This is a genomic window from Empedobacter sp. GD03739, assembly GCF_029843245.1.
GTDB classification, from domain to species: domain Bacteria; phylum Bacteroidota; class Bacteroidia; order Flavobacteriales; family Weeksellaceae; genus Empedobacter; species Empedobacter falsenii_B.
In genome coordinates, this window is sequence record NZ_JAOCHX010000019.1 from 1 (window position 1) to 24,330 (window position 24,330).

Sequence of the window (24,330 nt, forward strand, 5' to 3'; positions counted from 1 at the left end):
TGCTAAATTTTGATAACTTTGTTAAAAATATAAAAAATTGTACAAAGTTTTATCAAATCACGAATATGAAATAGGTTGCGATGAAGCAGGAAGAGGATGTTTAAGTGGTCCTGTCGTAGCAGCAGCCGTTATTTTGGGAAATGATTTTGAAAATGAAATTATTAATGATTCAAAACAATTATCTGAAAAGAAAAGAAATTCGTTGAGAACATTTATAGAAGAAAATGCTAAATATTGGGCAATTGGAATTGTTTGGCCAAATGAAATTGACGAAATAAACATCTTAAACGCTAGTTTTTTGGCCATGCATAGAGCAATAGATCAATTAGATTGTCCGAAAGATTTGATTGTTGTTGATGGAAATCGTTTTAATAAATATCATGATGTCCCACACAAATGTATTATAAAAGGTGATTCAAAATATATGAATATTGCGGCAGCATCTATTTTAGCAAAAACGTATCGGGATGAATATATGGAAAAAATCCATGAAGAATTTCCAATGTACGATTGGAAAAAAAACAAAGGTTACCCGACAAAAGCTCATCGTTTAGCTATAAAAGAATTTGGAGCTACTCCTTATCATAGGATGACATTTAAGTTATTACCAGATCAATTAAGTTTAGATTTATAGAAAATAAAAACGAGAGCATTATATAAATGTTCTCGTTTTATATATATAATATAACGTTATTCTAAATCCTCACAACATCTGGAACTAATATCTCATATTTCCCTGCGTTTCGCATGACATCACGCACAATGCTTGAACTGATGTAAGCTTTACCAGAAGATGTTAATAAAAAGATTGTTTCAATATTATGATTTGTAATTGCTCGGTTTGTGTGCGCAATCGCTTTCTCAAATTCGAAATCGGCTGGATTACGAAGTCCACGTAAAATAAATTGTGCATTTACTTTATCACAAAAATCTACAGTCAGACCTTTATAAGCAATCACTTCTACATTTTCGAATTTCGCAACCGAATCTTCAATAAACTTAATTCTTTGCTCCAAAGAGAACATATAATTCTTCGATGAATTTGTTCCAATTGCAACAATAATCTTGTCAAATAAAGGAACTGCACGCTCTATAATATCTAAATGCCCTAAAGTAATTGGATCAAAAGATCCAGGAAAAACGGCTATTCTATCCATGCTGAAGGTCTATTTAAAGCAAATTCTATTTCACTATCCATCAAATCTTCCAAAGCAATTCCTGCATGAGCAGCTTGCTGAGGAAAAATACTTGCAGGAGAAAAACCTGGCAACGTATTCATTTCAATAAAATGCGGCTCTCCGTTTACAATAATATATTCTGAACGCGAAAAACCAGACATATTAATACATTTATATGCTTTAGCCGCAATTTCTCTTACTCTTGCTTCAACTTCTGGTGTTAAACGAGCTGGTGTAATTTCGTCAGACAAACCATTATATTTTGCATCATAATCAAAAAATTCTGTGTGCGAAACAATTTCTGTAATTCCCAACACCATTGTTTCTCCTTTGTAATTTAAAACTCCGACCGATATCTCAGTTCCATCTAAGAAAGATTCGATCAAAACTTCTTTATCTTCAAGAAAAGCTTTTTGCATTGCAGCTTCAAATTCATCTTCTTTATGAACTTTTGAAATTCCTAAACTTGATCCTGAACGATTTGGTTTCACAAAACAAGGTAAACCAACTTGATCGATAATTTCTTTTGCAGAATATTGATCTCCTTGATTAAGATAAATTGATTTCGCGTGTGGAATTCCATATTTACTCAATACTGCGATACAATCTTTTTTATTAAATGTTAAGGCAGATTGATAAAAAGGGCATCCATTGTATGGTAAACCAATCATTTCAAAATACGCTTGCAAATAACCATCTTCGCCTGGCGTACCATGAATTGTATTAAAAACGACATCAAACGTAATTTTTTCTCCATTTTTTTCAAATGAAAAATCACCTTTATTGATTGGATATTTTTCGCCTTCAATTTCGGCAAACCAACCTTCTTTTAAGATTCGAACCCTTGTTCTGTCGTACTTTTCTGGATTTAGACTTGAGTAAATTAACTCGCAACTTTTCAACGAAATCACGCTTTCATCCGTATATCCACCTGCTACAACTGCTACTCTTAACATGTTTAATTTAAAATTTATTCAAATATAGAACTTTGACATCAATCATAAATATTATTTTTAAACTATATTTGTGCGACAATTTATCATTTCAATGAAAGGAGTAAAATCAATCATTCAAGTTTTGCTGAATGTAGCTATTGTAATAGCGCTATCATTTGGGCTTTACCATTTTATTTTTAACATTTGGTTAGATTCGTATACAAATCACAATGAATTTGTTGAAGTTCCGGATTTATCTAAAATGAATATTACTGATGCTACAGCTAAGTTAGAAGAACTTGGTTTGACATATGAAGTAGATAGTTCTCGTTTTGATCCAAATACGAAACCTTTTGCTATTATGGATTTTTATCCTGCAGCAGAATCGCGTGTAAAAGAAGGTCGTCGTATCTTTATTAAGTCAAATCCGAAAACATATCGTCCAGTTGAATTACCAGATTTAGTTGGAAAATCAAAACGTTTAGCCTTTACACAATTAGAAATTTCTGGTCTTAAAATCGGAAAAATCATTTACGAACCAGATTTAGCAAAAGATGCAGTTCTTAAAATATTATACAACGGAAAAATTGTAAAAGCAGGCGAACAATTACCTCGTTTTGCGACAGTTGATTTGGTATTAGGACGCGGAATGTTATCTGGTGTTAGAATGCCTAATTTGGTTAATTTAACATTGACAGAAGCTAAAAAATCAATCAAAGATAATTTCTTCGAGATTGGTCAAATAAAATTTATTGGCGCATCTCACGATACAATTAACGCAAGGGTTGTTTATCAATTCCCATTTGCTACGGATACTTACGATCAAGGTCAACCAATTGATATTTGGTTATCAACAGAACCTCGCGATAAAATTAGGACGCAGTTAAAAGAATTGGATGTTCAGTACAAAAACTTTGGCGAAGATACAATTAGCGGTTCTCAATATAGAGATATTATTACACAAAAAGCTGAACAGCAGATCAAAGATATGCAACAACAGCAACAACAAAATAATCCGACAACAGAGCAGCCAAAGCCTACAGAAGCGCCTAAAGCTCCAGAAGAGGTTATTATAGAATAGAAAGAGAATAAATGACAGAAGATTTAGAAGATTTCTTGCAAGAGGAAGACGACAATAAATTATACGAGCATTTTTCAATAACGGTTGACAAAGGTCAATCGTTATTGCGTATAGATAAGTTCTTAATGGTTAGAATTGAGAACGCGACAAGAAATAAAATTCAACAAGCAGCCGATAACGGAAACATTTTAGTGAACAATGAATCTGTAAAATCGAATTACAAAGTAAAGCCTGGAGATTTTATTCAGATTATGTTAGAAACTCCTCCACGTGAGAATGAAGTTATAGCAGAAAATATTCCGATCAAAATTATTTACGAAGACGATCAAGTTGTCGTAATTGATAAAGAACCTGGAATGGTTGTGCATCCTGGACATGGAAATTATACAGGAACTTTGGTAAATGCCTTAAAGTTTCATTTTGATAATTTACCATCAATGTCAGATCAAATGGAGCGTCCTGGTTTGGTACATCGTATCGATAAAGACACAAGCGGACTTTTGGTTATTGCGAAGACAGAAGTTGCGATGACAAGTTTAGCAGAACAATTTGCAGCTCACACAACAGACCGTTTATACAATGCTTTGGTTTGGGGAGTTTTGGCAGAACAAGAAGGAACAATTACAGGACATATTGGTCGACACTTAAAAGATCGTATGCAAATGGCAGTTTTTCCTGATGGAGATCAAGGTAAACATGCTGTGACACATTATAAAGTAATGGAGAATTTTTCTTATGTTACATTGGTCGAATGTAAATTAGAAACTGGTCGTACACATCAAATTCGTGCGCATTTCAAACATTTGGGTCATCCATTATTCAATGATGCTCGTTATGGTGGAGATCGCATTTTGAAAGGAACAACATTCAACAAATACAAACAGTTTGTTGACAATTGTTTCGCTGCTTGTCCTCGCCAAGCTTTACACGCACGCACATTAGGATTTGATCATCCTACAACAGGAGAACGTATGTATTTCGAATCCCCGATGCCTGCTGATATGATAGATATTTTAGAACGTTGGAGAAATTATTCGGCAAACTCTGTTCATGCAACAGAACCTGAGGAAAAAATTGATCGCAACGCAAAAGAAATGGAATAGATTTATTTTTAATTATAAAGCACTTCTACGGAAGTGCTTATCTATTTCTATATAAAAACTTACACGATTTTAATCAATGAATTTTTCAGAATTAAATATAATTGAACCAATTTTAAAAGCAATTGATGAGGCTGGATATACAGAACCAACCGAAATTCAAGAGCAATCTATTCCTTTAGTTTTAGAAGGAAATGATATTATTGGTTGTGCACAAACAGGAACAGGAAAAACAGCATCTTTCGCAATTCCTATTCTACAAAACTTAACAAATTCTCCGAGTAAAGGAAGAAAAATTAGAACATTAATTTTAACGCCAACACGTGAATTAGCCATTCAAATCAACGAAAGTTTTAAATTATATGGTAAAAATTTACCATTAAAACATTTAGCGATTTTTGGAGGTGTTAATCAAAATCCACAAATTGGAGCCATCAAAAATGGTGTTGATATTTTAATTGCAACGCCTGGTCGTTTGTTGGATTTGATTGGACAAGGACATTTAAAAATTAATCAAATAGAGATTTTTGTTTTAGATGAAGCCGATCGTATGTTGGATATGGGATTTGTTCATGAAATCAAAAAGATTTTAGAAATCATTCCAAAAGAAAGACAATCACTTTTCTTTTCGGCAACGATGCCAAAAAACATTCGAAAATTTTCTCATTCAGTTCTTCGTCGTCCAAAAGAAGTCAGCGTAACACCTGTTTCTTCGACTGCCGAAACGGTTGAGCAGTTTGTTTATCATGTAGACAAAGACATGAAAGTAAAACTTTTGGTTAGCATTTTAAACGAGCATCCAGAAGATCGTACCTTGATTTTTACACGTACAAAACATGGCGCAAATCGTTTGGTAAGACACTTGGAAAAAGCAGGAATCCCTGCTGCGGCAATTCATGGTGATAAATCTCAAAATGCAAGACAACGTGCTTTAAATGATTTCAAAGAAGAAAAATTAAAAGTATTAATTGCCACTGATATTGCTGCTCGTGGAATCGATATTGATCAATTACCTTATGTGATCAATTACGAATTACCGAATGTTCCTGAAACATATGTACACCGAATCGGACGTACTGGTCGTGCGGGACGCGAAGGAAAAGCAATTTCTTTATGTGCTGCTGACGAAAGAGGTGATTTGGCAAATATTGAGAAATTAATTGGTAATTATGTTACAGTGATTAAAACGCCAAAAGAGTTTTATAAATTACCTGACGCGAATAGCAACAATAATAATTTCAAGAAAAATAATACTGGTTTTAAACCTAAAAAAGATACAAAACCAAAGAATCCTCATCGAGGAAGAAGAAAATAGTTTATAAAAAAATCACTTCGAAATGAAGTGATTTTTTTTGCTTTACAGATAAATTGAAATTATTTCTCTTCAGCATATTTATCTACAATCATACTCAATGCACCATCAGTTGTAATATTACACGCCGTCCCAAAACTATCTTGTAATGCGAAAATAGTCAAGATTAAAGCGACTCCTGCTTCATCAAATCCTAAAACATTTGAAATTAATCCTAACGAAGCGACAACTGTTCCACCCGGAACTCCAGGTGCACCAACAGCAAAAACGCCTAAAAGCAAGACGAAAGTTACCATTGTTCCAACATCTGGAATATGACCATATAAGACTTGCGAAACCGTCATCACAAAGAAAACTTCTGTCAAAACCGAACCACATAAATGTGTATTCGAGAAAAATGGAATCGTAAAATTAGAAATCGTAGGTTTTATTACCTTACTATCATTCACCGCTTTTACCGCAACTCCCAAAGACGCCGCCGAAGACATTGTCCCAACTGCCGTTAAATAAACAGGTGGATAGAATTTTAAAAGTTTGAATGGATTTGTCTTATGATAAAATCCTGCGATTGTATACATTAATGTCATCCAAATAAAATGACCAATAATAACGATTAAAATTACTTTCAAGAAAACTGGTAATTGTTTTTCAATAGAACCTTCATAACTCAAAATTGCAAAATTTGCAGCAATGAAAAAAGGTAAAATCGGAATCAAAACTCTATTTACCAAAAGAATTACAATGTCTTTGAATTGATCAAAAATCTTTTCTAATTCCTTCGCTTTTGTAATCAAAATTCCCATTCCTAACATCAACGAAATAACCAACGCTGTCATCACCGAAAAAATTGGCGGAATATCTAATTGAAATAAAATTTTTGGAACTTCTCGCAACGAATCAACAGAAGTTGGAATGGATAAGTTTGGAATGATTTGATAACCTCCAATTATCGAAAATAACCCCGCTCCTATTGAGGATAAATATGCAATTAATAATGAAAAACCTACTATTTTAGCAGAACCTTCTCTTAATTTCGTAATTGAAGAGACGATAAAACCAATTACAATTAAAGGAACCAAAAAGAAAATTAATTGCCCTGTAAAATATTTTAAGGATAAAACAACTTGAATTGTATTTTCGTTCAGATAATTTCCTAAAACCAAACCGGCAATCACACCCAAAAGCAATCGAAATAATGTATTGCTCGCAATCTTTTTTAACATTTGACACAAAATTTACGACAAATATAAACTCTATTAATTTAATAGACTAAATATGTTTTAGAAAATATCTTTAATTCTATTAACACTCCTCTCTCACAAACTGAATTGCTAAATTAAGTACATTATTGGAAACAATTTTGATGAATTCTTCTCGATCTAAATAGGGATAAAAATATTTTTTATTCAATGTTGTATGACCATTTGTGATCGAAATCCAAACCGTTCCAACCTCTTTTCCATCTTCACCTTTATTTGGACCAGCGACACCAGTTGTAGAAATACTAATATCCGTTTTTAATTGATTTCGAACACCTTTAGCCATTTGTTCAGCAACTTTTTCCGAAACAACTGTAAATTCATCAATATCAGATTGATTTACATTGAGCAAATTTACTTTTACCGAAGTGTCGTATGAAACAATAGTTCCGAAATAATAAGCAGAACTTCCCGAAACAGATGTGATTAAACTTGCAACATTTCCTCCAGTACAACTTTCGGCAGTCGAAATTGTCAATCCTTTTTCTTTTAAAACATCACCCAAAACTTGTTGCGCATTTCCAGAATTTTCTGAAATTAGATAATTACCAGCAATTAATTTGAATTGATTAATCTGATGTTGAATTTCATTTTGTAAAAATTCTTTATCTGTTCCAAACGCTGAAAATCGTAAATCAATAGAAGTTCGATTCGGTAAATACGCCAAATGAATAAACTCGGGCAAATTATTTTCCCATTCTTCAACTAATAAAGCCAAATCACTTTCTGGAATTCCACTGACCAAAATATCACGATGAACAATAGTTTCTGATTGAAATTGGTTTTGTAATCTCGGAATAATTTCGTCACGAATTAATCCTTTCATTTCAAAAGGAACACCTGGTAAATTGATGATAATTTTATTCTCAATTTCTGTCCAAAGACATGGCGCTGTTCCATATTTGTTCTGAATAAATATAGACTTTTTTGGAATTAACGCTTGATCTTGATTAAGATTATTCAACTCTTTTGAGTAACCTCTGGCAACAAATAATTGAACAATATTTTCTAAAACTTTAGGCTCTTTAACTAGTTCACAATTCAAAAATTGACACAAAGCTGCTTTAGTTTTATCATCTTTTGTAGGTCCTAAACCTCCTGTTACAATTACAATATCTGATTTAGAAATTCCTCGTTCGAAAGCTTCAATAATATGACTCATTTCGTCTTGAACAGAAATAATTTCTTCCACTTCAATCCCAATCTTATTCAATTGTTTGGCGATAAATGCAGAATTAGTATCTACAATTTGACCAATTAATATCTCGTCACCAATTGTGAGTAATGTCGCTTTAATTTTCATATATAAAAAAACTTGCTTAAAGTTAAGCAAGTTTGATTTCATTATTTATATGATTTTATTTTCTATCTACACCTTGATTATGTAATTCGCACTGTTTTTGATTATCCTCTTCAATCATTCTCATAAATTCTGAATAGGATACCTTTTGTAACTTATTATTTATTGTAAAAATTGGTGCTTTTTTTAATTCTTTTTTCTTTGTCGCATTCCATGAAATCATCACTTCTACATCATCTTTCGTGTATTTATAATGCAATTCTAAAATCAAACCTTTTGTACCATAATATTTATCTGGCGAATATGACTAAGGAATTAAAGGCGCATACCAAGCAATAACATCAACATCTTTGTATTTCCCGATTGCTTCTTTGGTTTCGATTCCAAGAATAGTTTTACTTTTTCCAGTATCAGTAAAATTTACATAATTCAGCGAATCATAAATGATCATTTTCTTTACAAACAAATCTGTTTCATTGTAAAAAACTTTCTCTTTGTAATCAAAAATTGGTTTTTCTCCTATATCTGGACTAATTCCCATTGAGCCTCCTTGTGCTTGTTGAGAATTATCTATTTTTTGAATATTTACTGATTGACTTTGAGTTTTATTATAGGAAAATTGATAATTAATCGAAGGAATATTTTTAGACATTTCTAAAACTTCGTCTCTTTGTTTTTGATCTGGATAATATTGCTTCATCTCTTCTAAAGCTTTATCCGTAAAATGAATTTGAGGTTTTACTTCAAAATCTATTTCATAAAATTGTGCTTGTACAAAACTAGAAATGATGATAATTAGTGTTAATAGCTTTCTCATATTTATTTTTTATCAATTCCTTGAGTGTTATTATACATTTCGTTACGTTTCTTGTTGGCTTCGTCATAAATTTTTGCTATTTCTTGTTGAGATACAATAGGTAATTTTGAAGCTTTATCAGCTTTAAGAGGATTTTTGAATTTATATTTTTTTACATTTGGTTGAATAGCTTCTACACGAATAATATTATCCATTCGTCCAACTTTTTCACTTTCAACAAATAAATTCATCTCTAAAACAAATCCTTCAATTGGTTTTACATTTATCGGCATAAAATCAAAATCAATTTCTTTGGTATACCATGCTTCTACTTTATATTTTTTAAAATCAGAAGTTGCTTTATAAACTTTATAACCCAATATTTCTTTTGTTTCGTTTGAATATTCCCAAACTAACTCTTCTATTGGATTTTTGACAATATATTTTTTACCGTAAACATCTTCTTCTTTATAATTTTCATTCAATCTAAAATCTGAATATGTCACTCCTAAAGGCAGTCCTACAACTGATTTTTTAATTTCTCCCTGATAATTTTGATCGTTATTAATTTTTTCTTGTTCAACAGAATTTTGCTCATTTTTAGAAGAATAAATTAAAAAATCTATTGGTTTTGGATTTTCATTCTGTTCAATATTCCATTTTCTTTGTTCTTCATTTTTAATATCTGAAAAAACTTTTTCAATATATTCTGAAGTATACTTTGTATGATGTTTAAATCTTACTTTCACTTCATAAACTTGCGCTTGCGCAAAACTTGAAAAAATGATAATTAGTGTTAAGAAGTTTTTCATAATTGTAATTTATATTTTAAAAATAAAAAAAAAAAGTTACAAATCATTGCAACTCTTCTAAATATTAAATTTAAATTATTTTTATAAAATATGTTTCTCTGCATGATAAGAAGAACGAACCAATGGTCCTGATTCTACATGACGGAATCCTAATCCACGTGCGAAATCTTCGTATTTTTTGAATTGTTCTGGCGTGATAAATTCTTTCAAAGGCAAATGTTTTTTCGTTGGTTGTAAATATTGACCAATTGTAATGACATCTACATTTGCATCAGCAACTTCCTGAATTGTTTCAAAAACTTCGTCTTCAAACTCACCTAAACCAAGCATAATTCCAGTCTTTGTACGATGTTGACCTGCTTCTTTTGCATAACGTAAAACTTCTAACGAACGATCATATTTCGCCTGAATACGAACTTCGCGCGTTAAACGACGAACCGTTTCCATATTATGAGAAAGTACTTCTGGAGCAGCTTCTACAATACGATCGATGTGTTTTTCGATTCCTTGAAAATCTGGAATCAATGTTTCCATCGTCGTTCCTGGGCTAATTCTACGAACAGCATGTATTGTTTCTGCCCAAATAATCGATCCCATATCTTTTAAATCATCACGGTCAACAGAAGTTAAAACCGCATGTTTTATTTGCATTAATTTGATAGAACGCGCAACTTTTTCTGGTTCTGCCCAATCCACTTGCTCTGGACGACCAGTTTTTACACCACAAAAACCGCATGAACGCGTACATACATTTCCCAAAATCATAAATGTTGCAGTTCCTTCACCCCAACATTCGCCCATATTAGGACAGCTTCCACTTTGGCAAATGGTGTTCAATTTATATTTATCTACTAAACCTCTTAATTCGCGATGTTTTTTCCCCGTAGGCAATTTTACACGTAACCATTCAGGTTTTTTTACTCTTCCATCTGGTAATAGCTCAACACTCATACATTACTTTTCTGATTGGCTAATTTACAATTATTTTTTCTAAAACAGATTCAATTGTTTCGATTCTAATTCCAACAAAAATTGTTTGCGTTTCTTTCCGCCAGCATATCCAGTTAACGAACCATCTGAGCCAATTACGCGATGACAAGGCACTACGATTGCAATTTTGTTTTTCCCGTTCGCATTTGCAACTGCTCGTATCGCTAATAAATCTCCAACGGCTATCGATTGATCTTTGTATGATCTTGTTTCTCCAAATGGAATTTTAATTAATTCGTTCCAAACTTTTTTCTGGAAATCAGTTCCAATCAAATCAAGTGGAATGGTAAATTCTTTTAAATTTCCTTTAAAATAATTGTTCAATTCAGTTTCTAAACGATTCAAAATTTCATCATCTTTTTCTAAAATTTCACCTAAGTTTTCTATTTCTTTGAGTTGTTTTTCGGTCGATTTTCCATCAAAAAACTCTAACATACAAAGTCCTTTTTCCGACTTTATTGCAAGCATTTCTCCAAGAGGTGTTTGTATTTTTTTTGAGCGAAACATTTTATAAAATTTTAGTTGAAAGTTAGAAAAATATAGTCGTAATTTGGTATCAAATTTGTTGTTAAAAATATCATAAAATTAATTTATGAAAAAATCTATTTTCGCGAGTATTTTCGCATCTTTCATTATATTCTCTTGCCAATCAAAAGGTGTTCAACAAGAACAAAAAAATACAGATTCTTCTAAAGAAATTACAGAAGCTGTAAAAAAAGAACACAATTCTATGAATTCGTTGGATTGGGCTGGAAAATATGAAGGAACTTTACCTTGCGCCGATTGCGAGGGAATAAAATATATTGTTGAATTGAAAAAAGATGGTAACTTTTTTATTGAGCAAGAATATTTAGGAAAAGAAACAGTTTATCAAGACGAAGGATTTTATAAATGGGATGCTTCTGGAAATGTTTTACATTTAAATTCTAATGTAAGTCCATTAGTGTTGAAAGTTGAAGAAAATAGATTGAAAGTTTTGGATCAACAAGGAAAAGAGATCACAGGAAATTTGAAAGATAAATACATCTTGAAAAAGACAAAATAATTTCAAAAATAAAAGGCAATCTCGATTACGGATTGCCTTTTATTTTTGAAATTATTTTTAGTTCAATAAATGATCTTTTGTCAATTTTTCAAAAACTTTGATCACACCAATTACTTGAATTTCCTCTTGTAAATATTCTTCAAAAGAAAAATAGTTGTAAGCTTCAATTTCGTTTGTTGGTTTTATTTCTTCGTTCAAATCGTACAAAAAACAATCTTGTTCCATCAAAAGGTTTTGCTCTCCATACGCTTCGGCCGTAATATGACAATAAAAATTGAGTTCTTCTTTTACCAAATCCAAACTCAATTCTTCTTTTATTTTTCTAAACTTTTTTGCCATTCCCAAGCTGTACGCATACTTTCTGACAATTTTGTTTCAGGTTTCCAACCCAATTCTTTTTCTGCTAAAGAGTTATTTGCATAAGCTTCGATAATATCACCTGCACGACGCTCTTTGATTTCGTATTTCAATTTCAAATCATTAGCATCTTCAAATGCGTGAACAACTTCTAAAACCGTAGATCCTGTTCCTGTTCCAAGATTAAAGAATTCTAGCTTTGCTTTATTTTTATTTTCGATCAAACGAGTTACTGCTTTTACATGTGCATCAGCCAAGTCATTTACATCGATATAATCACGAATTGCCGTTCCATCACGCGTAGGATAATCATCTCCCCAAACTGATAATGCTTCTCTGATTCCAGCCGCAGTTTGTGTAACATAAGGAATTAGATTATTTGGAATTCCTTTTGGTAACTCACCAATTTTAGCTGTTGGGTGTGCACCTACTGGATTGAAATAACGTAAACAAATCACATTTTTATCAAATGCTGCTGAAAAATCTTCTAAAATTTCTTCCCCCATTTGTTTCGTTTTTCCATAAGGAGATTCAGGTTTTTTCAGTGGAGTTTGTTCATCAATAGGCATTTTATCTGCTTGTCCGTAAACTGTACAAGACGAACTGAAAATAATATTATCAGCATCAAAATCTTTCATTGCATCCAAAAGATTAATCAAACCTAAAAGATTATTGCGGTAATACATCAACGGTTTTTCTACAGATTCTCCAACTGCTTTATGCGCTGCGAAGTTGATAATTCCGTCTATTTTATTTGTTTTGAAAAATTCGTTTACTTTATCTTGATTTTTTAAATCAATCTCAAAATAAGTTGGTTTTGTTCCAGTAATAGAAGTAATTTTATCCAACACACCAATTTCTGTGTTCGATAAATCGTCTATAATCACAACTTCATAACCTGCATTTTGTAAAGCTACAACTGTGTGCGAGCCAATATAACCCAAACCTCCAGTTACTAATATTTTACTCATTTTTAATATTTAGTTTTTATAGTGAAATCAAATTTAGGAAAATAAAAAAGCTTCTGAAACTAATCAGAAGCTTTTTCGTATTATTTTTTAGGATAAATTATTTTCCAAAAAATTCGCGAACAGCAGAAGTGATATAAGCTAATTGCTCTTCATCTAACTCTGTATGCATTGGCAAAGACATTACTTCTTCTACCAATTTGTTTGTATTTGGAAAATCTGCATCATTATAATGTCCGTTATCATACGCCTTTTGTTTACGTAATGGAACAGGATAATAAATCATCGCAGGAATTTCTTTTTCAGTCAAGAAAGCTTGTAATTCATTACGTTTACCATTTGTTACACGTAACGTATATTGATGGAATACGTGAGTTGTGTCTTCTCCTTTTACAGGCGTTAATAATGCATCAATATCTTTAAAAGCTTCTGTATAATAAGCCGCAGCTTTGTTACGAGCAGCGTTATAATCATTTAAGAAAGGTAATTTACGACGTAAAACTGCTGCTTGAACAGAATCCAAACGAGAGTTAACACCAACTTCATCGTGGTAGTAACGTTTGTACATTCCGTGATTTACAATTCCACGTAAACGATGTGCAATATCATCATCATTTGTAAAAATTGCTCCACCATCACCATAACAACCTAAGTTTTTTGAAGGAAAGAAAGATGTACAACCAATGTGACCAATTGTTCCAGCTTTTCGACCTTTGTAATCCGCTCCAATAGCTTGTGCAGTATCTTCTACAACATATAAGTTATGTTCTTTTGCAATTGCCATAATCTCGTCCATATTCGCACATTGACCAAATAAATGAACTGGAATAATTGCTTTTGTTTTTGGCGTGATTGCCGCTTTTAATTTTTCTGTATCAATTGTAAAAGTATCATAATCAACGTCAACTAATATTGAATTTAATTTCAATAAATCAATAACTTCAACAGTTGCAGCAAATGTAAAATCAGCAGTAATTACCTCATCACCTGGTTCTAAACCTAAAGCCATCAAAGCAATTTGCAACGCATCAGTTCCGTTTCCACAAGGAATTACGTGTTTTACATTTAAGTAATTTTGCAATTCAGTTTCGAATTGTTTTACTTCTGGTCCATTAATAAAAGCAGCCGAATCCAAAACATTCAAAATTGCTGCATCAACGTCTCCTTTTATTTTTTGATATTGACTTTGTAAGTCAACCATTTGTATTTTTTTCATAACTTAATGAATCTTTCAAAATCTACAACTTTAAAAAGTCGTTATTATTACAACAAATGTACAAAAAAAGCTCATTCTAAATTTTTAACTTTGCAACATTGTGCAAGGATTTTATAACACATCAATTAAGGCGTACGGAATGGCGCTAAAATTGGCTTCGAATTTTAACGAAAAAGCAAAACTTTGGGTAGATGGAAGAAAAAATTGGGAAGAAAAAATAGCTTCTAAAATTTCAGAAACCGATAAAGTTTTGTGGGTACATTGTTCATCTTTAGGCGAATTTGAACAAGGTAGACCAGTGATCGAAGCATTGAAAGAAAACTATCCAACACATAAAATTGCTGTTTCATTTTTCTCTCCTTCTGGTTATGAAATTAGAAAGAATTATCAAGGCGCAGACGTTATTTTTTATTTGCCTTTGGACACAAAATCAAATGCAGAAAAGTTAATAAAAGTGCTTCATCCAGAAATTTTGATTTTGGTGAAATACGAATATTGGTTTAATTTGATTATCGAATTACATCAGCAAAACATTCCTACAATAGTGGTTTCGTCAATCTTTAGAGAGAGTCAAAATTTTTTCAAAAAAGACGGAAATAATTGGTTTGCGAAAAAATTAAGTTTGATAAATCATTTCTTTGTTCAAAATCAAAAATCAAAAGATTTACTGGATTCAATCAATATCACACAAAATACAATTGCAGGCGATACGCGATTTGATCGTGTCAAACAGATCATTCATCAAGATAATGAATTGGATTTTATGAATGATTTTAAACAAAATTCGAAATTAATTGTGGTAGGAAGTTCTTGGCCAAAAGATGAAGAGTTATTTGTGAATTTAATCAATCAAAAATTAACTGATGATTGGAAAATTGTTTTTGCGCCACATAATTTGAATGATACTGAAATCAATTCGTTTCTAAGTAAAATCAATCAAAAAGCAGTTAAATTCTCTGATTTAGAAAAAACTTCGCAACAATACTTAATCGATTCGAAAATATTTATTCTAAATACAATTGGTATTTTATCAAAAGTCTATTCTTATGCAGATATTACCTATATTGGCGGAGGTTTTGGTGCAGGAATTCATAACACGTTAGAAGCTGTAACATTTGGAAATCCTGTCGTTTTTGGTACTAAATACAAGAAATTTCAGGAAGCTGTGGATTTGATTGAAATTGGCGGAGGATTTTCTATTGCTAATCAACATGAATTTGATACAATTATGAATCGTTTGATGAATAATGAAAATTTTCGAAAAGAAAGTGGAAAAAAAGCTGGAGATTTTGTTCAAAATTCGCCAAATGCAACTAAAATTATTTTAGAATATTTAGATGATATTTTGTAAATCTTAAAATTTTATCAATTTTTAACAAAAAAGGCACAGAAATTGTGAGTCAAAAAAGCATTATTGATTTTTTTAAAGTGTAAATCAATCTTTTGTATGAATAAAACTTTACTTTTGAATTAAATATTATAACTCAGACTTAAGTAATAAAAAAAATGAAAAAACTAATCTTAGGAATAGCACTTTTTGGTGGATTAAGTGCAGCAAACGCGCAAATTGATTTAGGAGTAAAAGGAGGTCTTAACTTCCCAACTTTATCTGGTGATTCTAGAAAAATTTACTCTGATAGTCAAGGAAATGGTTTAGGGACTAAATTAAGAACAGACTTTTATGTTGGTGGTTATGCAAACTACAAAATAACGGATCAAATTAGTTTTCAACCAGAACTTCTGTATTCTAAACAAGGAGCTGGATTAAAAACAAATGACAATTCAAAAGCTAAATTTGTAACACATAATATTAATATTCCTTTAATGGGACGTTATGAAATTATGGATGGTTTAAATGTTGAGTTTGGTCCGCAATTAGGATTTTTAGTTTCTGCTAAAATGAAAACTGAAGAAGGAAAAACAGATACTAAAATAAAAGCTACAGACAATTTCAAAACATTTGATTTTGGTTTAAACTTCGGAGCTGCATACAAAATTACTGATGAATTAGAAATTAATGCTCGTTTTACAAAAGGATTATCAAACATTAATGATTATTATCCAACAGGAATTGATAATAACTTTAAATTGACAAATACTTACTTTAGCGTTGGTGTAGCATATAAATTAGCTGAAATGTAATTTATTTCGAATTTAAATATAGGAAGGAGCTTTTTTGCTCCTTTTTTTGTGCTTTATCGTTAAATAATTCTAAAAAAACTTTGTCATGTTAAATTAAATTCTATATTTGTAGTAGTGAAAATACAGTTGTAGATATGAAAGTTAAATTATCAAGAAGAGAAGAGGAAGTGATGGAAGTTATCTGGAGCGGAAAACAAGTTTTTGCGAAAGATATTATCGATTCTTATGACGATCCAAAACCTGCGAATACTACAATTTCTACCTTATTAAAGAGGATGCACGACAAAGGTTATATTGATTACGAGCAAATGGGAAACTCGCGTCGATATTATGCTTTGGTAAAAAAAGATGATTATTTTTCGAAAGAAGTAAAAGGAATGATTTCCAACTTTTTTAATAATTCGGCAACACAATTTGCTTCATTTTTTGCTAAATCGAACAATATGTCGGTCGAAGAATTAGAAAAATTACGTGACATAATTGACAACGAAATAGACCGTAAAAAGAAATAGCCTATGGTTGCGTTTTTTATAAAATTTATTCTTTGTTCCGGATTTTTATATTCCTTTTATAAACTTTTTTTGGAACGTGAAAGCATGTATAAAATCAATCGATTTTATCTGTTGTTTTCGTTGATATTTTCGTTAATCGCGCCTTTGTACAAAATTGATTTGCCTATCACAGCGACAGAAACAAATATTTCGCCCGAATTATTGGCTTTTCTGATGCAAAATCCTGAATTGTTGCAACAAGAAAGAGGAATCAATTTTGGTGATATTTTGAATGTTATTTACATTTTGGTTGGCGTAATATTTCTTGTAAGATTTATCTACAATTTGTACGAATTGATGTTCAAAATTAAGACAGAAGAAAAGATCGAAGATCAAGAAATTACATACATTCTCGATTTAGATTCGAATCAACCATATAGTTTTTGGAAATATATTTTTATTCCGAAAAAGCAACTAAAAAGTTTACATCAAAATTTAATTGATCACGAAAAAGCGCATTGCATTCAGAAACATAGTTTGGATATTTTGTTGATCGAAATTTTTCAGATTCTTTTTTGGTTCAATCCGCTTATTTATTTCTATAAAAAATCAATCAAACTAAATCACGAGTTTTTGGCAGATGAATATGTTTTGAAAAGAAACTCAGATTTAAAAACTTATCAACATCAAATTTTAGATTGTATTGCAACGCAAAATCCATCTATGATGGCGAGTAATTTCAATTTTATTCTAACTAAAAAACGCCTACTTATGATGACAAAAAATACATCGAAACGAAAAGTAAAGATTCTTTCGTTTGCATCATTACCTTTTATATTGAGTGCATTTGTATTATTTTCTCAAAAATCTTTCGCACAAGAAGTTGAGAAAAAAGCTCAAAAAGTAGAACAAGTTTTGGAAAAACCTGTTCAATCGCAGGCCGAAATTCTTCTTGGACAAGCAACTACTTTAAGAGATTCGCTTCTCAAAACAGATCAAGTCAAAACGGCTACACCAATAGAAAAAGTGATTACCAAAGATGAGCTAAAAACGATTCTGAAAAGTAATCCGCAAAACAAAATTATCTTGAATGACGCAGGAGATATCATTCTGAATGATTCTATCAAAATAAAAGATATTGTCTTGAAAAAAGAGTTGGTTCCGACGATTTTATACGGAACGGATGGAAAAGTTTTGCAAAAAATTGATCCCAAAGAAATAGAAAAAGTTTTTGTAAAAAGTAATGAAGGTTTGATAGAAATTATCAAAAAAGATTCAAGTATCATCAAAATTTTTAATTCAGAAAAAGACATTCCGAATATTGATAAAAAAGTAAAAACAGCTAAAATGCCAACATTAAAAAATAATATTACGTTGAAAAATGGTTATTCTATTTATACAGATAAAAATGGTGTTGAGCATAAAATTATTAGTTCTGAAATTGATAAGGTTTATTTAGAAAATCAATTAAAATCAAAAGAAATTGATAATGGTTATAGTCTAAGTTTTTCAAAAAATAAAGGAGTTGATAAAGCGGAAATAGAAAAACAATTAAAAGAAGCACAAGCAAGAGGTTATGATATTACAGCTATAAAAACTGATACTAAAAATCCCGAAATACAAAAATTAGGTTCATTTACTGTAAAAACATTCTATTCTGAAGATCCTAAAGAAATGAGTAAACATCTTGAAGAAAAAAAGAAAGAACTTGAATTACAAGAAAAAAACACTAAGAAAATGCTAAAATAGATTGAGAAAAGGCAAAAACAGCTAAAAAAAGAAATTAAGAAATAATCAAAATTTCATAGTATATATAACATATTCAAAAAAAAGGAAACTCGTTCGGGTTTCCTTTTTTAGTACGTCATGTTTTGGCATTCTGATTTCTTATTTTTGAGAAGATTGTTTAACTTTCCTAAAAATTCAGAATTTGTTACAAGCAGGCGATTTCAAAATTTACAATGCATCCGCTGGTGCAGGTAAAACTTATACGTTGGTGAAAGAATTTCTTTCGTTGTTATTAACCAATGAAAGCGATTATCATTTCGAACATATTTTAGCCATCACATTTACCAATAAAGCTGCTGGTGAAATGAAAGAACGTATCATCGAAACGTTAGAAGAAATCGCCAAAAATCCTAATCCAAAAGAAAATCAATATATTCTGGAATTAGCTTCGGAATTGAATTTGAAACCTGAAATCATTAATACAAAAGCATATAATATTCTGATTGCGATTCTACATAATTATTCCAAATTTTCGATTTCTACGATTGATAAATTTAATCTTCGATTAATGAAATCTTTTGCACAAGATTTGGGATTATCGATGAATTTTGATGTCGAAATGAATACAAATGAAATCATTAATGAATCGGTTGATTTGTTGTATTCAAAAATTGGAGAAGACGAAAAATTAACGCAAACAATGATCAAAATTGCGTTGGATAATATGGACGAAAATAAATCGTGGGATATTCGAAAAACGCTTTCTTCAGACACTTCAGATATTTCTAATGATCGACATTTGCAAGATTTAGAAAAATTAAAAAACATTTCGTTAGACGAATTTATTCGTTACCGAAAAGTTATTTTTGATGATATAAAAACTTTGAAAGATGGTTTGATTACAATTGGAAATGAGTTTTTCGAATTACTTGCAAACAATGGAATTTCGGCAAATGAATTACCAGGAAAAAGTCGTGGAATTGCAGCTTTTTTTCAAAAATTAAAAAACTTTGATGGTTTTGGTTTGATTTTGCCAACAGATGCCAACACAAAAGATATTTTGGAAGGTGGTTACCTTTCGAAAGTGAAAGATGCAACTGCTGAATCTATTTTTCCTCAAATAAAAGATTTGTTCGAAAAAGCTGCAAATATCAACGATCACTTACTTTTATTAACTTCGATTCAGAAAAATATATCTTCGATCTCACTGATTAATGAGGTTGAAAAATCATTGGATTCGATCAAAAAAGATTCAAATGTTTTGTTGATTAATGAATTCAATACCATTATCAGTAAAAATCTGCAACAACAACCTGCCAATTTTATTTATGAGAGAATCGGTTCCCGTTACAATCATTATTTTATTGATGAATTTCAAGATACATCAACGTTACAATGGAATAATCTGAATCCGTTGGTGGAAAATGCACGCGCGCAATCTGACACAATTATGCTGGTTGGCGATGCAAAACAGTCTATTTATCGTTGGCGAGGTGGAAATCCTGCGCAAATGATTGATTTAATTGATCGAAAAGAGGAAGAAAATATAAAAGTTGAAGAGTTAGAAAAAAACTGGCGAAGCCACGAGAATATTATCCAATTTAACAATGAATTGTATTCGTTTATCGCACCACAACTCAATTTGCCGAGTTTTCAATATTTGTACGAAATCGGAAATAAACAATTGACCAATCATCAAAAAGATGGGTTTGTCAAAATAAACTTCATTGAGCAAGAAGGTCGTTCGAAAGATTTATTTAAAGAACAAAATTTAGAATTAGTTTTAAAAACGATAGAAGATTGTCGAGCAAATGGTTTTTCTTTAAATGATATTGCAATTTTGGTTCGTAGTAATGCGCAAGGGATTTTGTTAGCGAAATATTTGACCGAAAATAACTTGGTTGTAATTTCAAATGAAGCTTTGTTGTTAAAAAATTCTTTCGAAATTCAATTGATTGAATATTTGTTCAAAATCACATCAAATCCTCAAGACGAGCAATCGAAAATTCGTTTTTTGATGGTGGCTTATGAATTAGAATTATTCAAAACGAATGATTTAACAATCACAGTTGAAAAAGCATTAAAAGGTGATTTGCCTAAGTTTTTAAAATTAACCAAATCAGTTGGAATTGATTTAGATTTTATTCAAGATCAAAACCTTTCATTATACGATTTCACCGAAAAAGCGATTCGAACTTTACATTTACAAGAGCGTTCACCAGCTTATATTTTGAGCTTTTTGGATGTTATTTTAGAATATTCATCAAAAAACGAATCTGATCTTAATTCATTTCTTGAGTTTTGGTCAACGATCAAAGATAAAGCGAGTATCAAAACACCAAAAGGTGTCGATGCAATCCAGATTATGACGATTCATAAATCAAAAGGATTGGAATTTCCAGTTGTAATTTTACCATTTTTGGATTGGCAAAGTAAGAATTCTAAAATTTGGATTCCATTACAAAAAGATGAAGAAAATCCCTTCGAAACATTTTATGTTGGAATTAATAATGAATTAAAATCAATCAAAAATGAAGCGATAAAATCGAAGATTGACGAAGAAGAGAATTTGGTTCAATTGGATGAAATTAATACGCTTTATGTTGCAACAACGCGTGCAAAAGAGCAATTGTATATGATTGCGCTAAAACCGAAAGAATCTTCGAAATCTAAAAATATTGCAAATTATTTACACGAATTTGTATTCAGTAAAGGTTTTTCTGAGGATGAAGTTATTTTGAAAGGTTCTCCAGAACGAATTTCAACTCCTAAAATCATAGAAAACTCTTCGGCTGAGTTAAAAATTTATTCTTCGGATTGGAATACGCGTTTAGTGATTAATACGAATTCGGAAAAGGCGCAAGAAAAGTTAAAATTCACCGAATTTGGAAATACAGTTCATAACATTTTATCGCAAATTGTTACACAAAATGATTTACCAAAAATCATCGAAAGTGAAAAACAACGTGGTACAATTTCAGTCGAAAATGTAGAACATCTGCAAAAAACCTTGCAAAATTTATTACAAGATGCTAAATTAGTTCCATATTTTGCTGAAGGTTTAACCGTTTTAAATGAACGCGATTTTATTGATGAAAATGGACAAATTTTCAGAGCCGATCGTGTGGTAATTGATTCTGAAAATAATTGTTCAATTATCGATTATAAAACTGGTCAACCCGATTTAGATCATCATTTTCAAGTGAATAGATATACAGATTTTTTTAGAAATTTAGGTTATAATATTCAGACCAAAATCTTGATTTATATTGATGATGAACAGCAAAAAATAAATGTTGTAGAGGTATTTTGATGAATGAAAATGTAAAATTAAAATTAGCGAGTTTACCCGAAACGCCTGGTGTTTATCAGTATTATAACAAAAAAGGAGATTTGTTATACATTGGCAAAGCGAAAAACTTGAAGCGTCGCGTGAATTCGTATTTCAATAAACAACACGATTCAAAACGTTTGCGTGTTTTGGTGAGTAATATTGATAACATCGAAACCATCAACGTAAATTCTGAATATGACGCGTTGTTGTTGGAAAATAATTTGATTAAAGAACATCAACCGCGATATAATATCCTGTTAAGAGATGACAAAACCTATCCTTGGATTTGTATCAAAAATGAACGATTTCCGCGAATTTTTTCGACTCGCAATGTAATCAAAGATGGTTCGGAATATTTTGGACCATATTCTAACGGAAAAGCGATGAAAGTTTTGTTAGGTTTGATCAAAGAATTGTATCAACTAAGAACATGTTCGTACGATTTGAGCGAGAAAAATATTGAAAATCATAAATTCAAAGTTTGTTTAGAATATCATATTGGCAATTGTCTTGGTCCTTGTGAAGCTTATCAAACCGAAGAAGAATACAACGAACAAATTTCGGCAATTCGTAATATTATCAAAGGAGAATTTAACGAAGCAAAACAATATTTGGTCAATCAAATGACGAAATATGCATCGGATTTGAAGTTTGAAAAAGCGCAAATGATTAAAGAAAAAATTGAAGCGTTGCAGAATTATCAATCTCGATCTACAATTGTTTCGCCAACGATTACCAATGTTGATGTTTTTTCGATTACGTCAGACGAAGAATATGCGTATGTCAATTTCATGAAAATTTATCACGGTGCTATTATACAGTCGCATACAGAGGAATGGAAAAAGAAATTGGATGAAACGGACGAAGATTTATTGGAGCGCGCAATTATTGATTTTTCAGATCGATTTAATTTAACTTCGAAAGAAATTTATGTTCCGTTTGAATTGAGTTTAGAAATTCCGTTCAGAAAAATTACAGTTCCAAAAATTGGCGATAAAAAACATATTGTCGATTTATCATTAAAAAATACTCGAATTTATCGTTTAGAACAGCTTAAACAAACTAAAATCGTCGATCCTGATCGTCATACAAATCGTATCATGAATCAGATGAAAGTTGATTTACGTTTACCTGCAGAACCTCGACATATAGAAGGTTTTGATAACTCTAACATTCAAGGAACGAATCCTGTTTCTGCTTGTGTGGTATTCAAAAATGGAAAACCAAGTAAGAAAGATTATCGCATTTTCAATGTAAAAACCGTAGAAGGACCGAACGATTTTGCAACGATGGAAGAAGTGATTGAAAGACGATATTCGAGAGTTTTGGCAGAAGGAGAATCTTTGCCTCAATTAATTTTAATTGATGGTGGAAAAGGGCAATTAAGTTCTGCTCTAAAATCGATTGATCGTTTGGGATTGCGCGGAAAAGTTTCGGTGATTGGAATTGCGAAGCGTTTAGAAGAAATTTATTATCCAGATGATCCTTATCCGTTATATTTGGACAAAAATTCTGAAACCTTGAAAGTGCTTCAACATGTGCGAGATGAATCGCATCGATTTGGAATTACGCGTCACCGAAATCGTCGAAGTAAAAACGCTTATAATTCGGTTTTGGAAGAAATAGAAGGTGTCGGTCCGCAAACAATTAAAGAATTATTAACAAAATTTAAATCGGTCGAACGAATAAAAAATGCATCTTTGTTAGAATTAACCGATTGTATAGGAAAATCTAAAGCAAAAAAAATAAAAGATTATTTTTCGAATGATGAAAAATCTACTAATTGACAGAGATTTAACGTCTCTTTTGAACAATCCAAAGCTACAAGCCACTTTGGCAATTGTTCCTATCACTTTATTTGTACTTGGCTTGTTAAGTTATTTTGGAATTTTTTATTCGATGTTTAGTACGCTCGATGTGCAGCTAGGACATTCAGGAAGTTCTAAATCGCTATTGAGTGCGTTATTAGGAAATCTTATCATTTTTATCTTCTTGGTATTGATGAGTTTTTTCACTGGCGTGATTTCTTTTGTATACTTTATTGTGCATGCTTTAAAGAATCCAAATTTGATAAAAAGTGATGATCGCTTGGTCTGGATTACGATTATTATTTTTGGAAATGGAATAGGAATTTTTGTCTATTGGCTGACTCAAATCAAGCGAAAAAAACCTCGTCCAATTATTGATTTATACACAGACGATATCTAAAAATATAAACTGCTTTACAATTTAGTAAAGCAGTTTTTTTTATGAATTATTTCAAAAATTTGTACCTTTTAACTACAA

General features: G+C 31.1%; 24 protein-coding genes. 12 read left to right on the forward strand and 12 right to left on the reverse strand.

What is annotated here, in order from left to right:
- Nucleotides 1-37: 37 nt before the first annotated feature.
- Nucleotides 38-634, forward strand: coding sequence for a ribonuclease HII (locus tag N5E64_RS07820; protein ID WP_280036862.1), 597 nt, complete (start codon nucleotides 38-40; stop codon nucleotides 632-634).
- Between the two features lie 61 nt (nucleotides 635-695).
- Here the strand turns inward: N5E64_RS07820 and coaD are convergent, their stop codons facing one another.
- On the reverse strand, nucleotides 696-1,157 hold the full coding sequence (gene coaD, locus N5E64_RS07825) for a pantetheine-phosphate adenylyltransferase (protein WP_280036865.1): 462 nt from the start codon (nucleotides 1,155-1,157) through the stop codon (nucleotides 696-698).
- Complete coding sequence (locus N5E64_RS07830; RefSeq protein ID WP_115001541.1) at nucleotides 1,145-2,134, reverse strand: D-alanine--D-alanine ligase; 990 nt, start codon at nucleotides 2,132-2,134, stop codon at nucleotides 1,145-1,147. The genes coaD and N5E64_RS07830 overlap by 13 nt, the downstream gene beginning before the upstream one ends.
- A 91-nt stretch (nucleotides 2,135-2,225) precedes the next feature.
- On the opposite strand from N5E64_RS07830, the gene N5E64_RS07835 reads away from it, so the two are divergent.
- From N5E64_RS07835 to N5E64_RS07845, 3 genes are all read left to right on the forward strand, one after another.
- Complete coding sequence (locus N5E64_RS07835; protein ID WP_280036867.1) at nucleotides 2,226-3,194, forward strand: PASTA domain-containing protein; 969 nt, start codon at nucleotides 2,226-2,228, stop codon at nucleotides 3,192-3,194.
- Nucleotides 3,195-3,205: 11 nt separating this feature from the next.
- Entirely contained in the window at nucleotides 3,206-4,297 is a 1,092-nt protein-coding gene (locus N5E64_RS07840; protein WP_280036869.1) for an RluA family pseudouridine synthase, read from the forward strand.
- 76 nt (nucleotides 4,298-4,373) lie between these two features.
- Nucleotides 4,374-5,609, forward strand: coding sequence for a DEAD/DEAH box helicase (locus N5E64_RS07845; RefSeq protein WP_280036871.1), 1,236 nt, complete (start codon nucleotides 4,374-4,376; stop codon nucleotides 5,607-5,609).
- A 59-nt stretch (nucleotides 5,610-5,668) separates the two neighbouring features.
- Here N5E64_RS07845 and N5E64_RS07850 read toward each other — a convergent pair whose 3' ends face one another.
- From N5E64_RS07850 to N5E64_RS07880, 7 genes are all read right to left on the reverse strand, one after another.
- Nucleotides 5,669-6,829, reverse strand: coding sequence for a dicarboxylate/amino acid:cation symporter (locus tag N5E64_RS07850; protein WP_280036874.1), 1,161 nt, complete (start codon nucleotides 6,827-6,829; stop codon nucleotides 5,669-5,671).
- Nucleotides 6,830-6,908: 79 nt separating this feature from the next.
- Nucleotides 6,909-8,168 (reverse strand): CinA family nicotinamide mononucleotide deamidase-related protein, encoded by a 1,260-nt coding sequence (locus N5E64_RS07855; RefSeq protein ID WP_280036876.1) that lies wholly within the window; start codon nucleotides 8,166-8,168, stop codon nucleotides 6,909-6,911.
- A gap of 55 nt (nucleotides 8,169-8,223) precedes the next feature.
- Complete coding sequence (locus N5E64_RS07860) at nucleotides 8,224-8,424, reverse strand: hypothetical protein (protein WP_148097314.1); 201 nt, start codon at nucleotides 8,422-8,424, stop codon at nucleotides 8,224-8,226.
- 48 nt (nucleotides 8,425-8,472) lie between these two features.
- Nucleotides 8,473-8,982, reverse strand: a complete 510-nt coding sequence (locus tag N5E64_RS07865) for a GLPGLI family protein (RefSeq protein ID WP_280036880.1) — start codon at nucleotides 8,980-8,982, stop codon at nucleotides 8,473-8,475.
- Between the two features lie 2 nt (nucleotides 8,983-8,984).
- The gene (locus N5E64_RS07870) at nucleotides 8,985-9,773 is read right to left on the reverse strand and encodes a GLPGLI family protein (RefSeq protein ID WP_125348637.1); all 789 of its coding nucleotides are present in this window, start codon (nucleotides 9,771-9,773) and stop codon (nucleotides 8,985-8,987) included.
- 81 nt (nucleotides 9,774-9,854) lie between these two features.
- Nucleotides 9,855-10,724 carry a lipoyl synthase gene (gene lipA / locus N5E64_RS07875; RefSeq protein ID WP_280036882.1) on the reverse strand — a complete coding sequence of 290 codons (870 nt, stop codon included), beginning with the start codon at nucleotides 10,722-10,724 and terminating at the stop codon, nucleotides 9,855-9,857.
- Between the two features lie 39 nt (nucleotides 10,725-10,763).
- On the reverse strand, nucleotides 10,764-11,270 hold the full coding sequence (locus tag N5E64_RS07880; protein ID WP_115001557.1) for a methylated-DNA--[protein]-cysteine S-methyltransferase: 507 nt from the start codon (nucleotides 11,268-11,270) through the stop codon (nucleotides 10,764-10,766).
- 85 nt (nucleotides 11,271-11,355) lie between these two features.
- On the opposite strand from N5E64_RS07880, the gene N5E64_RS07885 reads away from it, so the two are divergent.
- Nucleotides 11,356-11,808 (forward strand): copper resistance protein NlpE, encoded by a 453-nt coding sequence (locus N5E64_RS07885; protein WP_115001559.1) that lies wholly within the window; start codon nucleotides 11,356-11,358, stop codon nucleotides 11,806-11,808.
- A 57-nt stretch (nucleotides 11,809-11,865) separates the two neighbouring features.
- Here the strand turns inward: N5E64_RS07885 and N5E64_RS07890 are convergent, their stop codons facing one another.
- The 3 genes from N5E64_RS07890 to N5E64_RS07900 all read right to left on the reverse strand — a co-directional run bounded on the left by N5E64_RS07890 (nucleotide 11,866) and on the right by N5E64_RS07900 (nucleotide 14,349).
- Nucleotides 11,866-12,147: a hypothetical protein gene (locus N5E64_RS07890; protein ID WP_280036885.1), complete on the reverse strand. Its 282-nt coding sequence runs from the start codon at nucleotides 12,145-12,147 to the stop codon at nucleotides 11,866-11,868.
- A complete protein-coding gene (gene galE / locus N5E64_RS07895) occupies nucleotides 12,123-13,136 on the reverse strand; it encodes a UDP-glucose 4-epimerase GalE (protein ID WP_280036886.1) in 1,014 nt (337 codons plus the stop codon). Before galE ends, N5E64_RS07890 begins: the two co-directional genes overlap by 25 nt.
- 97 nt (nucleotides 13,137-13,233) lie before the next feature.
- Nucleotides 13,234-14,349 carry a DegT/DnrJ/EryC1/StrS aminotransferase family protein gene (locus N5E64_RS07900; protein ID WP_038331857.1) on the reverse strand — a complete coding sequence of 372 codons (1,116 nt, stop codon included), beginning with the start codon at nucleotides 14,347-14,349 and terminating at the stop codon, nucleotides 13,234-13,236.
- Nucleotides 14,350-14,449: 100 nt separating this feature from the next.
- Between N5E64_RS07900 and N5E64_RS07905 the strand changes: the two genes are divergently transcribed.
- From N5E64_RS07905 to N5E64_RS07935, 7 genes are all read left to right on the forward strand, one after another.
- A complete protein-coding gene (locus tag N5E64_RS07905; RefSeq protein WP_280036891.1) occupies nucleotides 14,450-15,700 on the forward strand; it encodes a 3-deoxy-D-manno-octulosonic acid transferase in 1,251 nt (416 codons plus the stop codon).
- Between the two features lie 155 nt (nucleotides 15,701-15,855).
- The gene (locus tag N5E64_RS07910; protein WP_052217537.1) at nucleotides 15,856-16,491 is read left to right on the forward strand and encodes a porin family protein; all 636 of its coding nucleotides are present in this window, start codon (nucleotides 15,856-15,858) and stop codon (nucleotides 16,489-16,491) included.
- 134 nt (nucleotides 16,492-16,625) lie between these two features.
- Nucleotides 16,626-17,003, forward strand: a complete 378-nt coding sequence (locus tag N5E64_RS07915; RefSeq protein WP_038331851.1) for a BlaI/MecI/CopY family transcriptional regulator — start codon at nucleotides 16,626-16,628, stop codon at nucleotides 17,001-17,003.
- 84 nt (nucleotides 17,004-17,087) lie between these two features.
- Nucleotides 17,088-18,731: a M56 family metallopeptidase gene (locus tag N5E64_RS07920; RefSeq protein WP_181816326.1), complete on the forward strand. Its 1,644-nt coding sequence runs from the start codon at nucleotides 17,088-17,090 to the stop codon at nucleotides 18,729-18,731.
- Nucleotides 18,732-18,912: 181 nt separating this feature from the next.
- Entirely contained in the window at nucleotides 18,913-22,023 is a 3,111-nt protein-coding gene (locus N5E64_RS07925) for an exodeoxyribonuclease V subunit beta (RefSeq protein WP_221854195.1), read from the forward strand.
- Nucleotides 22,023-23,831 carry an excinuclease ABC subunit UvrC gene (gene uvrC, locus N5E64_RS07930; protein ID WP_280036900.1) on the forward strand — a complete coding sequence of 603 codons (1,809 nt, stop codon included), beginning with the start codon at nucleotides 22,023-22,025 and terminating at the stop codon, nucleotides 23,829-23,831. Before N5E64_RS07925 ends, uvrC begins: the two co-directional genes overlap by 1 nt.
- Entirely contained in the window at nucleotides 23,809-24,252 is a 444-nt protein-coding gene (locus N5E64_RS07935; protein ID WP_038331840.1) for a hypothetical protein, read from the forward strand. Before uvrC ends, N5E64_RS07935 begins: the two co-directional genes overlap by 23 nt.
- Nucleotides 24,253-24,330 lie beyond the last annotated feature (78 nt).